This window comes from Curtobacterium sp. NPDC086286 (assembly GCF_044746255.1).
Lineage (GTDB): Bacteria > Actinomycetota > Actinomycetes > Actinomycetales > Microbacteriaceae > Curtobacterium.
This window is the reverse complement of sequence record NZ_JBIVBW010000006.1, coordinates 1-10,775: the sequence shown is the minus strand read 5'-3', so window position 1 is coordinate 10,775 and position 10,775 is coordinate 1. Positions and strand designations below refer to the sequence as shown.

Genomic DNA, 10,775 nt, shown 5'->3' with positions numbered 1-10,775 from the left:
ATTGTAACATTCTGGTACTGCAGTCCATAGTTCTGATGGATCCGCGACCGTCGCGGCTCCGTCGAAGAAGGGGAACCACATGACACGTCTGCGACACACGATGATCGGGCTCGCTGCGACCGGCGCGCTGGTCGCCGGAGGGGTGTTCGTCACCCCAGCAGCCAACGCAGCGGAAGCATCACGCGTCGAGACGGACGTGATGCGCGAAGCGACGAGCCTCACTCCCACGCAGATCGAGCAGGCCATCACCGAAGCGCGCGCGGTGGGCGCAGTCACGAGCACGGTGGCGACACCGGACGGCTCGGTGACGACGATCGACCTCGGGGACGGGTTCGTCTTCGACCTCGTGACGGCGCCGACGACGCAGCGGATCGGTGCCGGCAGGGACTCCAAGGGAACCTTCGTGAGCTTCAACGCCACCGACCAGAACATGATCATCAGCGGCTCCGCGTTCGCCCTCGGCGCGGCGGTCTGCGCCGTGAGCGGCGGGACGTTCTGCGTCGTCGTCGGGGCGATCCTGACGGCTGCCACGGTCGCGATCACGGGCAGCGGCGCGATCCGCTGCGGGACGAAGCAGCTGCGGGTCTACCCGTTCGCTGGTGGCAAGGTCAAGCCGCGATGCGCCTGAGGCGTGCGAGCGCCGTGCGCCGGTTCGTCACCAGCGTGCCGTTCGCGCTGATCACCAGTGTGATCCTGGTCGTTCTCGGTTCGGTGTCGGCGACGTGGCCCGCGACCGCCGACCATTGGTACGGACCAGCACTGGCTGCGATCGCGTTGTTCCTCGCGATGGTCTCGACCGGCAGCGCGATCCGCCGCCGGAGGAACCGTCGGCCCTGAGCGACGGCACGCACAGCCCGTCGCCCGCACCGACGCCGGCGCGGGCGACGGCTGACGGTCAGATCGTCAGGCCACTGCGGCGCGGACGAAGCGCGGCCCCTCGTACCCGTCCCGGGACACCCACGCCGTGAAGTCCGCGAGCGACCGCACCCAGTGCCCGCGCTCCCCGTACAGCGCCTGGTAGACGACCACCGGCTCCTCGGTCTCGACGTCCCGCGCCACGAGCACCACCTCGTACTCGCCGCCCTTGAAGTGCCGGTACCGTCCCGGCATCACGGCTGCCGGCAGCAACTCGGCGAGCAGCTGTGCGACCCGCCGCTTGGTCTCGTCGCGGATGGGCCGGACTTCCTCGATCCCCTTGCCGGCCGGGTCGGTCAGCTCCCAGTCCTCGTACCGCTTGCCGGGGAACACCGGACACGCGTCGCCACACCCCATCGTGATGATCGCATCGGACGCTTGCACGTCCGACGTCTTGAGCAGCTGCGGGACGGCCCCGGAGATGTCGATGCCGTCCTCCGCCATGGCCGCGACGGCGATCGGGTTGATCTGCGACCCCGCCTCGCTCCCGCCGGACAACACGCGCACACGGTCCCCGCCGAGCGTGCGTGCGTACCCGGCTGCCATCTGGGAGCGTCCGGCGTTGTGGACGCAGACGAACAGGATCGTGGGGACGTCGTTCATGCGACCAGCCTGCACCACACGACCCAGCGCCTCGAATCCCGCGCGAGCGCGACACGGCGGCGTGATCCCGACGCGGAGGTGCGGGAATCCGCAGCCCTTCCGGATTCACGAGTCCGGACGCCTGCGATCCTGAGCGGACAACTAGGGTCGAGCCATGGCATCCAGCGGCAAGGTCATCGGCGGCACCTACGTCGACTCCATGGTGTCCACTGCGACCTTCGGCAGCGGCATCGTCATCCAATCCGGCTTCCGCGGGCGGAAGGTCGACCTCGAGACCGTCGCACGATGGGAGGAAGTCACCCTCGACGCGCGTGGCGCGAAGACCGCGAGCGCCGTCGGGCAAGCCGTGGTCGAGGCCGTCCTGCCACGCTTCCTCAGCCGAGGAGCATCGGCGGCGATCGGCGCGTCCATCGAGTCCTCGAGCCGGCCGCCGCGCGGTGTCCGGATCGAGTGGACCGACGGCAAGCAGCCCTCGCTCCTGAAGCTGCCGGAGGACCTGTTCACGCACTTCGAACTGCTGCTCGACGAGCGCCGTGCCGAGGTGGAGGTCGGTGATGTCGAAGTGGACGTCGCCGTCGTGACGACCACGGCCGCGGCAGCACCTGCCGCTCCGCAGACGCTCACCGAGCAGGCCTTCTCGATGGTCTCCGGTCTCTTCAGGGACCGCGCGAAGCCGACAGCGAGTGCGACCCCTGCTGTGAACGAGGTCGAGGCCGCCTCCCCGTCGACGAGTGATCTCACGGAACAGCTCATGCAGCTCGCACAGCTGCGCGACGCCGGCGTCCTGACCGAAGCGGAGTTCGCGGCGAAGAAGGCGGAGCTGCTCGCGCGGATCTGACGCGCTCCCCGTCTTTAGACTCGGCTCCATGACCGAGCCGGCACGCACCGAACGTGGTCTCGACCGTCTCGTGAACTTCTCCGACGCGACCGTCGCCATCGCGATCACGATCCTGATCCTCCCGCTCGTCGACCTGGCCGGCGAACTCAGCGGTGGCAGGGGCGCCGGAGACCTGCTGCAGGAGCACTGGCCGGCGCTCCTCGAGTTCTTCATCACGTTCTGGGTCATCGCCCGCTTCTGGACGCTGCACCACCAGGTGTTCGAGCACGTCCGCTCGTACAACATCCGCGTGATGCAGCTCAACTTCGTGTGGCTCGTGAGCATCGCGTTCCTGCCCTTCGCCGCGAACCTGCTCAACACCGAGGTCGAGGGCGACCGGGTGGCACACGCCCTCTACCTGGGCAGCATGGTCGTGACGAGCCTCACGCTGACCGCGATCGAGTGGGAGCTCCGCCGCTCCCCGGAGCTGCTGTCCTCGCCGCTCGGCGACTGGCGGAAGGGCCCGATCGCCGCCGTGCTGCTCGCCCTCGCGCTCGTCCTCTCGATGATCTTCCCGTCGATCGGCCTGTACTGGGTGCTCCTCCTGGTCCTCCAGGGCACACTCGGCCGACTGCTGCCGAAGCCCCGCACCTGACCCGACCGGACCGGACGCCGCCGCCCGGACGCCGCAGCTCGTCACACGCGGTCATGTCGATGCTCCCGAGCACCTGAGGACGTACCGTCTCGACATGACCGTCGCCGCAGCAGTCGCCGTCCTCGTGGGAGTCCTCGCACTCGCCACGGCCCTCGGCCTGGTCCTGCGCGCCCGGACCGGCCGAGCCCGCCCCACGCGGACGAACGACACCCGCACCACCACCGATCCGACGACCGCCGACCTCGCCCCCGCCGAGGCCTTCGGCACCGAGGCCACCCTCGTCCAGTTCTCCACCCCCACCTGCGCCCGCTGCCCGGCCACCCGTCGCCAGCTCGACGCCCTCGCCGCCGAGCACCCCGGCGTCACCCGTCTCGAGATCGACCTCGCGGAACGCCCCGAGCTCGCCCGACGCTTCGCGGTCATGCAGACCCCCACGGTCCTGCTCCTCGACCGAGGCCGCGCGGTGCACACCCGGTTCGGCGGCCCGCCACGACCCGCCGAACTCACCGCAGCCCTCGACACCGCCCTGGCAGCAGCAGCAAGAGCAGCAACAGCACCGACAGCACCAGCAACGACCCCCGGAGACCAGTCCCCATGACCGCCACGAACGACCCCGCCCGCGGCATCGACCCCCGTTCCCCGAGGTTCGGCGCCGCCATCACGACCGTCCTCCTCGCGGCGACGATCGTCCTCACCCTGATCCCCGCGACGTGGCCGATCGGCATCGCACTGCTCGCCGTCATCGTCGTGCTCTTCGCCATCGGCGGCATCGCCGGCATCCGCCGCCACCCCTACGGCGCGCTGTTCCGCCGGCTCGTCCGCCCGAGGCTCGGCCCGCCCGCCGAGCTCGAGGCCCCGGAACCACCGACCTTCGCCCAGCAGGTCGGCCTCGTCATCACGGCCCTCGCCCTCGTGCTCGCGCTCGTCGGCGTCCCGTACGCGGCTCCCGTCGGTGCGGCGATCGCGCTCGTCGCCGCGTTCCTCAGCGCCGTCTTCGACGTCTGCATCGGCTGCCTCCTCTACGTGTGGCTGGTCCGCGCAGGCGTCTTCCGCCAGCGGTCCGCGGTCTGATCACGGGCCTGGAGGCGCGACCCACCTCCGCGACGCAGGTCGCGTCGTCGAGGTGATCCGCGCCTCCTGGCACCCGTGCCCCGTCTCGTAGGCTGACCGCATGGGGGACCACACCACACCACTGCTCAAGAAGGTCGCGACCTACCTCGCCGACCACGAGAACTCCGGCGCGGCCGACATCATCCCCGGCTACGCGCCCCCGACCAGCTCCCGCCCGAGCCGCCGGATCGAGGTCGGCGGACGCCTCACCCTCACGCCCGGGGTCCTCTGGTTCCACGCCCACCCGCTCAACTTCGCCCGCTCCGACTTCGGGATCCCCGTCGAGGAGATCGCCCGACTCGACGACGTGTCGAGCGGCCTGCGGAAGAAGGTCCGGATCACCCTTCGGAGCGGGATCGAGCCGACCTTCCTGATGTGGGGCATCCCCCGGTTCATCGAGGCGGTGGAGCGGGCGCGCAGCGCGCTCTGAACGGACAGACTGGAGGCGCGGCTCGCCTCCGCCCCACAGGTGGCGGCGGAGGATCCCCCCACGACATCCTCCGCCGCCACGACTCGAGCGCGCGACGGCTCAGTGCGTTGCGAGCGCCTGCTCGCTCAGCGCGACCAGGTCGTCCGCGCGCAGGCTCGGCCACCCGTGCAGGAGCTCGCGCCACTCGGCCGGCAGCGCGGCCGCGCCGTACAGCGCACCCGCGAGCCCACCGGCGATCGCGGCCACCGTGTCGGTGTCGTTCCCGGTCCGGACCGCGCGGACGAGCGCGTCCTCGAGCGACGAACTCCGCTTGACCGCCGAGTACGCGGCCTGCATCGCGGACACCACCCACCCGTTCGAGTCCGTGAAGTCGACCGGCTCGGAGTGCTCTGCCGTGACGAGCCGGTCCACCCACAGCCGACGCTTCTCGAGGTCGAGCAGGTCGAGGCCCCGCAGCACGTCGAGCTCGCCGGTGAGCACCGCGTGCCGGATCGCCACGCACCAGAGCACGCACGCGTCCCCGGCGTCCGACTCGTGGTGGGTGAGGTCGCTGATCGCCCGGGCGGCCTCGGCGAGCCGGAGTTCCTCGTCGGCCGCACCGGTCAGGTACCCGAGCACGAGCGGTGCCGTCCGCATGAGCGATCCGTTGCCGGCCGACTGCCCCTTGTACTCGTGTTCCTGCCGGGCCGCAGCGCGTGCGTCGGAGGCGACCCGTGCCTCCAGACCCGTGAGGACGTTGCGCGTCTGGATGCCGACGTCGGGCGCGGTGACGGCCCACGCTGCCCAGGCCGCGACGAGGCCGTCGAGCGTTTCCTCGGAGGCCGGGTCGCCGCCGCGCGCGAGCGTGCGGAGGATCGGGACGGCCATGCTCGTGTCGTCCGTCCACTCCCCCGGAGCCCAGCCGAACGAGCCGCCGCCTGTCATCCGGATCGGGGTGGGTTCGGGGACGGCGGGGCGGAACTCGTAGCCCGCGCCGAGCGCGTCGCCCGCGGCGGAGCCGATGACGGCGCCGATCGCCCGGTCGGTCTGTTCGGTGGTCAGCATGGCCGCCTCCTCAGGTTTGCGCGGAATTGCGTAAACCTGAGTCTGCACGATCGTCGCAGTTTGCGCAAGTGTGCGTAAACTCGCTGCCATGGCGAACGAGTACCGCGACGCGAGCGGCAAGCGGCTGACCGACTACCCGCGGCCGTCCGTCGCCGTCGACACCGCGGTATTGACGGTGCCGACGGGGGGCGATCTCTCCGTCCTGCAGGTGTGCGACGCGACCGACGGCGACTGGCGGCTGCCGGGGACGTTCGTGCACGAGGGCGAGCGGTTGGCGGCGGCGGTCCTGCGGTCACTCTCCGACAAGGCCGGCGTGACGGGGCTGGCGCCGACGCAGCTGCACGTGTTCGACGACCCTGCGCGGGACGACCGGGGATGGGTGCTGTCGGTGGCGCACCTCGACGTGGTGCCCTTCTCGGCGCTGTCGTCGTCGCTGAACCCGTCACAGGCGCGGCTGGTCCCGGTCGACACCGCGACGGGGATGGTGCACGGGCACGACGACATCGTGGCGTTCGCGGTGGCCTCCTTGCGGGCGTCGTACGCTGCGGCACCCGATCCGCGAGGCCTCCTGCCCGAGCCGTTCACGATGTCGGAACTGCGGCACGTGCACGAGGCCGTCCGTGGCGAGCGGCTCCTGCCCGACTCGTTCCGCCGCGCGATGCTGCCGCTGCTCGTCGACACGGGGTCGCGCGCTGCCGCGGGCCCGGGCAAGCCGGCGACCCGCTACCGGCGCGCCTGAGGCCGCCTGCTTGGTGAGCAGAAACGGTCGGGTCCGGGGCGCCGACCCGACACTTTCTGCCCACGGAACGCGCCGACGAAACACGAAAGTAACTTGCAGCACTGGCGAGTGTTGGTGCAATGCGCTTTCATGGAGCGCATGACGATCGCTGACCGTACCGACCGCGCCGACGCGTTCGCCCTCGTCCGGACCCAGTCCGGTTCAATGCCGACGAGCATGCGCGCGATCGCCGACGCCGTCCTCGACGACCCCGGCACCGCGGCCACCACGAGCGCCGCCGAACTCGCCGACCGCGCCGGGGTGTCCCCCGCGACCGTCTCCCGCTTCGCCCAACACCTCGGGTTCGCGAACTTCGCCGCACTCCAGCGCAGCATGACCCGCGCCGTCGAGCGGGGCATCCACGAGCGCCGCGAGACCGAGATCCACGCCGGCGTCAGCGTCGACGACGACGTCACCACCGTGATCGCGAAGGTCGCCGAGGACGTCCGCGCCGTGATGAGCGACACCCGCGCCACGCTCGACCCGTTCACCCTCGAAGCCGCAGCGGTCCGCATCAGCGAGGCCCGACGGGTCGTCCTGTACGGCGTCGGCGCGAGCGGGATCGTCGCCCGCGACCTCCACCTCAAGCTCGAACGCATCGGCATCGCGAGCTCGATCGCGGACGACCCGCACAACGCCCTGACGCTCGCGAGCGTCCTCGGCCCGAAGGACGTCCTCGTCATCACGAGCCACTCCGGCACCACGGTCGAGGCGCTCGAGGTCGCCGCCGTCGCGCGCGGGAGCGGCGCCACCGTCGTCGCGATCACCGGCCACGCCACCTCGCCGCTGACCCACCACACCGACCACGTCCTGCTGGGCGTCGCCGGTGCCGAGAGCGACCTCCGCCCCGCCGCGATGGGCAGCCGGATGAGCCAGCTCGCCATCGTCGACGCCCTGTTCGTCGTCGTCGCCCAGCGCACCGACGAACGCTCCCGCCCGCTCCTCGCACGCAGCCGCCACGCGGTCCGCACGCACCACCGTTCCTGAATCGAGCACCATGCACCACCACGACGACCTCCGCGAGGAGCTGCAGCACCTCGCGACCGAGGCCACCGATTCGTCCCTCGACGACATCGACCTCGTCTCCACCCTCGAGGCTGCCCAGCGCATGAACGCGCTCGACCGCAGCGTGCCCGCGGCACTCGAGCCGTGCCTCCCGGCCATCGCCCTCGCCGCCGACTCGATCGCCGCAGCGTTCTCGCGCGGCGGCCGCCTGATCTACGTCGGTGCCGGCACGCCGGGCCGGCTCGGCGTCCTCGACGCCAGCGAGTGCCCGCCCACCTTCGGCACCGACCCCTCGCAGGTCGTCGGCGTCATCGCCGGCGGTTCCGTCGCCGTCACCACCGCCGTCGAGGGTGCCGAGGACGACGAGGCAGCCGCCGTCCGCGACCTCGACGCGCTCGGCCTGACGGCCGACGACGTGGTCGTCGGGATCAGCGCGTCCGGCAGGACGCCCTACGTCATCGCGGCCATCCTGGAGGCGCGGCGCAGGTCCGCCCTGTCCGTCTCCGTCGCGTGCAACCCCGACTCGGCCGCGGGGCGGGAAGCCGACATCGCCATCGACGTGGTCGTCGGGCCCGAGTTCATCGCCGGGTCCACCCGCCTGAAGGCGGGGACCGCGCAGAAACTCGTCCTCAACATGCTCACCACGCTGGCGATGGTGCGCAGCAACAAGACGTTCGGCAACCGGATGGTCGACGTGCGGGCGACGAACGAGAAGCTCGTCGCGCGGTCGTTCTCGCTCGTCCAGGACGTGACCGGGGCTGTTCCGGCCGATGTCGCCGCAGCGCTCGATGCTGCGGACGGCGAGGTCAAGACGGCCATCGCGATGATCCTCACCGGGTCGTCGGCGTCCGTTGTCCGCTCTCGGCTCGCTGCTGCCGACGGCTCCTTGCGCGCCGTCATTTCCTGATCTTTCCCGTTCGTCCTTCCTTCCCCCGAGGAGCACCATCAATGACCGATGCACAGCAACTCGCACAACAGATCCTCGACACCGTCGGTGGGTCCTCGAACATCGCCGACGTCGAGAACTGCATGACCCGGCTGCGGGTCGAGGTGGCTTCTCCTTCCTCTGTTGATCTGCCCGCTCTCCAGGCCACCGAGGGCGTCATGGCCGCCATCGCGGCCGGCTCGAACCTGCAGATCGTGCTCGGGCCGGGGTTGGTGGACCGGGTGGCTGATTCGCTCGAGTCGTTGCGTGCTGCTCCTGTTCCGGGTGCGTCCCCGGCTTCGGTGTCGCCCGAGGAGCTGGCGGCGCGGGGCGCGTCGATCAAGGCATCCGCCCGTGCCCGTTCCGACGGCCGCACCATGCGTGCCATCCGTCGCATCTCGGCCATCTTCATCCCACTCATCCCCGCGCTGATCGCCTGCGGGCTCATCGCCGGGATCAACGGCATCCTGACGAACCTCGGATGGTTGCCCGGGGTGACGACGTTCCTCGGCGTGCTGTCCTCCGGGTTCCTGTCCCTGCTCGCCGTATTCGTCGGGATGAACGCCGCGAAGGAGTTCGGCGGGACGCCCATCCTCGGTGGTGCCGTCGGCGGCATCATCGTCGCTGCCGGGGTCGCGAACGTCACCGTGTTCGGCGAGACCCTGGCGCCCGGGCAGGGCGGTGTGCTCGGAGCGCTGGCGGGCGGCATCCTCGCGGCCTACGTCGAGCGCTTCATGCGGAGGGTCACGCCCGACGTCATCGCGCTCATCGTCGTGCCGACCGTGACCGTGCTCGTCGCCGGGTCCGTGACGCTCGGCATCCTGATGTCCGTCGCCGGCGTCGTCTCCGTCGCCATCGGTACGGCTGCCACGTGGCTGCTCGCGAACGGCGGGGCCTTCGCCGGCTTCATCCTCGGCGGGCTCTTCCTGCCGCTCGTCATGACCGGGATGCACCAGGGGCTCATCCCGATTCACGCCACGCTCATCGAGCAGACCGGGTGGACCGTGCTGCTGCCCGTGCTGGCGATGGGTGGTGCCGGGCAGATCGGTGCGTGCATCGCGCTGTGGGTGCGGTTCCGGTCGAACGCCTCACTCGTGCGGACCATCCGCGGGGCGCTGCCGGCTGGGTTCCTCGGCGTGGGCGAGCCGCTGATCTACGGGGTGACGCTCCCCCTCGGGCGGCCGTTCATCACGGCGTGCATCGGTGGGGCGTTCGGTGGCGGGGTCGTCGGGCTGTTCGACCAGCTCGGGCACTCCGTGGGGGCGATCGCCATCGGGGCGTCGGACCTGTCGCTCATCCCGCTGTTGAACGGATCCTCCGGCTACGGCTGGGCGTTGCTCGGGTACGGGTCGGGGCTCGTGGTGGCGTACGTCGTGGGGTTCGTGGCGACGATGGTGTTCGGGGTGTCAGAGTCGGTGCGGGCTGATCTGGAAGCGCAGTCGGCTCATTCGCCTGGCGACCCTGTCGCTCCGGCTGCGCCGCTTTCGCACTCGACCGCGGCATCGCCTCTCGAGCGGTCATCGGCCTCGTCCAGGCATGACGCGGGCCGGATCCCCGGCGAGGACCACGAACGAAACCCCAACTGCAAAGCGGCGGCCGCTATCTGAATTCCTGACCAGCGATCACTCGTTGCCGCATTGAGCAGTCGATGCCGGCAATGCACCTGTCGAAGCTCCAGCCGCACTCGGCCTTCTCCGCAAGTACATCGCTAACCCGTTGTTAGACGCAGGGAGCACGTATAACTAATAATCTCCAAGTCGCAAATACGCTCGCAGGGCGCAAGTACAGTCAATGTTGCGGCTTCACTCGGGAGCACCGAGTGCTCCCGGTGCCTCATCGACATCAGCGAGCCCGTCGAGGTCGATTTCGCCGAGCTGTTCGCGTATGATGCCTCGGAGGATTTCGACTTCTTCGTTCACGATGACCACGTGGATTGTGAACAGGTCGTTCGAGATGCGGTGGTGCTGGCGCTGCCGTTCCAGCCGGTCTGTCGACCGGACTGCCCAGGCCTCGACCCGGTGACGGGCGAGCGACTGGCCGACATCGGCGAGCAGCGTGCTCACGAGGTCCTGGACCCGCGGTGGGCTGCGCTGAGCGGCATCGCCCTCGGCGACGCGACGAGCGGCGGCGAGGACACCGTCGCAGCCAGCACGACCACGCCCCAGACCACCGAGGGTCAGGAGCGGTCCGACGCCGACCAGGCCGACTGACCGCCGCCCCTCGCCACTGACCACCGACCAACCGAAAGAGAACCACCATGGCCGTTCCCAAGCGCAAGCAGTCCCGTGCCAACACGCACGCCCGTCGTTCGCAGTGGAAGGCCGCGCCGGTCCAGCTCGTGAAGACGATCGAGAACGGCAAGGTCACCTACAGCCTCCCGCACCGCGCGAAGGTCGTTGAGGACTCCGCCGGCACGCCCCTGTACATGGAGTACAAGGGCCGCAAGGTCGCCGACGTCTGATCGGACCACACGCATGACAGCGACGTCCGGCG

Annotated in this window: 15 protein-coding genes and 1 pseudogene; 13 read left to right on the top strand and 3 right to left on the bottom strand. The window is 70.4% G+C overall.

Going from position 1 to position 10,775, the window contains the following annotated elements; genetic code table 11:
• Positions 1–79 precede the first annotated feature (79 nt).
• Positions 80–628 carry a hypothetical protein gene (locus ACIPKM_RS11820; RefSeq protein WP_402736786.1) on the top strand — a complete coding sequence of 183 codons (549 nt, stop codon included), beginning with the start codon at positions 80–82 and terminating at the stop codon, positions 626–628.
• Positions 629–642: 14 nt separating this feature from the next.
• On the top strand, positions 643–837 hold the full coding sequence (locus tag ACIPKM_RS11815) for a hypothetical protein (RefSeq protein WP_402736785.1): 195 nt from the start codon (positions 643–645) through the stop codon (positions 835–837).
• Between the two features lie 66 nt (positions 838–903).
• Here the strand turns inward: ACIPKM_RS11815 and ACIPKM_RS11810 are convergent, their stop codons facing one another.
• Both ACIPKM_RS11810 and ACIPKM_RS11805 read right to left on the bottom strand, forming a co-directional pair.
• On the bottom strand, positions 904–1,110 hold the full coding sequence (locus tag ACIPKM_RS11810) for a DUF1653 domain-containing protein (protein WP_254790968.1): 207 nt from the start codon (positions 1,108–1,110) through the stop codon (positions 904–906).
• 9 nt (positions 1,111–1,119) lie between these two features.
• Positions 1,120–1,518: pseudogene (locus ACIPKM_RS11805) on the bottom strand (arsenate reductase ArsC); the annotation flags it as partial.
• A 154-nt stretch (positions 1,519–1,672) separates the two neighbouring features.
• Here ACIPKM_RS11805 and ACIPKM_RS11800 point away from each other — a divergent pair.
• The 5 genes from ACIPKM_RS11800 to ACIPKM_RS11780 all read left to right on the top strand — a co-directional run bounded on the left by ACIPKM_RS11800 (position 1,673) and on the right by ACIPKM_RS11780 (position 4,530).
• Positions 1,673–2,356 (top strand): SHOCT domain-containing protein, encoded by a 684-nt coding sequence (locus tag ACIPKM_RS11800; protein WP_071296648.1) that lies wholly within the window; start codon positions 1,673–1,675, stop codon positions 2,354–2,356.
• Positions 2,357–2,384: 28 nt separating this feature from the next.
• Positions 2,385–2,990 carry a TMEM175 family protein gene (locus ACIPKM_RS11795; protein WP_070418568.1) on the top strand — a complete coding sequence of 202 codons (606 nt, stop codon included), beginning with the start codon at positions 2,385–2,387 and terminating at the stop codon, positions 2,988–2,990.
• Positions 2,991–3,084: 94 nt separating this feature from the next.
• Positions 3,085–3,588: a thioredoxin family protein gene (locus ACIPKM_RS11790; protein ID WP_071296647.1), complete on the top strand. Its 504-nt coding sequence runs from the start codon at positions 3,085–3,087 to the stop codon at positions 3,586–3,588.
• Positions 3,585–4,061 (top strand): DUF4395 domain-containing protein, encoded by a 477-nt coding sequence (locus ACIPKM_RS11785; RefSeq protein WP_402736784.1) that lies wholly within the window; start codon positions 3,585–3,587, stop codon positions 4,059–4,061. Before ACIPKM_RS11790 ends, ACIPKM_RS11785 begins: the two co-directional genes overlap by 4 nt.
• 100 nt (positions 4,062–4,161) lie before the next feature.
• A complete protein-coding gene (locus ACIPKM_RS11780; RefSeq protein ID WP_071296645.1) occupies positions 4,162–4,530 on the top strand; it encodes a hypothetical protein in 369 nt (122 codons plus the stop codon).
• Positions 4,531–4,629: 99 nt separating this feature from the next.
• Here ACIPKM_RS11780 and ACIPKM_RS11775 read toward each other — a convergent pair whose 3' ends face one another.
• Complete coding sequence (locus ACIPKM_RS11775; RefSeq protein ID WP_071296644.1) at positions 4,630–5,574, bottom strand: ADP-ribosylglycohydrolase family protein; 945 nt, start codon at positions 5,572–5,574, stop codon at positions 4,630–4,632.
• Between the two features lie 88 nt (positions 5,575–5,662).
• Between ACIPKM_RS11775 and ACIPKM_RS11770 the strand changes: the two genes are divergently transcribed.
• The 6 genes from ACIPKM_RS11770 to rpmF all read left to right on the top strand — a co-directional run bounded on the left by ACIPKM_RS11770 (position 5,663) and on the right by rpmF (position 10,743).
• Positions 5,663–6,313 carry an NrtR DNA-binding winged helix domain-containing protein gene (locus ACIPKM_RS11770; protein WP_071296643.1) on the top strand — a complete coding sequence of 217 codons (651 nt, stop codon included), beginning with the start codon at positions 5,663–5,665 and terminating at the stop codon, positions 6,311–6,313.
• 138 nt (positions 6,314–6,451) lie between these two features.
• The gene (locus ACIPKM_RS11765; RefSeq protein ID WP_402736783.1) at positions 6,452–7,339 is read left to right on the top strand and encodes a MurR/RpiR family transcriptional regulator; all 888 of its coding nucleotides are present in this window, start codon (positions 6,452–6,454) and stop codon (positions 7,337–7,339) included.
• A 10-nt stretch (positions 7,340–7,349) separates the two neighbouring features.
• On the top strand, positions 7,350–8,264 hold the full coding sequence (murQ, locus tag ACIPKM_RS11760; protein ID WP_402736782.1) for an N-acetylmuramic acid 6-phosphate etherase: 915 nt from the start codon (positions 7,350–7,352) through the stop codon (positions 8,262–8,264).
• A 41-nt stretch (positions 8,265–8,305) separates the two neighbouring features.
• Entirely contained in the window at positions 8,306–9,889 is a 1,584-nt protein-coding gene (locus ACIPKM_RS11755) for a PTS transporter subunit EIIC (RefSeq protein WP_402736781.1), read from the top strand.
• Positions 9,890–10,027: 138 nt separating this feature from the next.
• Complete coding sequence (locus ACIPKM_RS11750) at positions 10,028–10,492, top strand: YceD family protein (protein WP_402736896.1); 465 nt, start codon at positions 10,028–10,030, stop codon at positions 10,490–10,492.
• 47 nt (positions 10,493–10,539) lie between these two features.
• Positions 10,540–10,743 (top strand): 50S ribosomal protein L32, encoded by a 204-nt coding sequence (gene rpmF, locus ACIPKM_RS11745; protein WP_022905230.1) that lies wholly within the window; start codon positions 10,540–10,542, stop codon positions 10,741–10,743.
• Positions 10,744–10,775 lie beyond the last annotated feature (32 nt).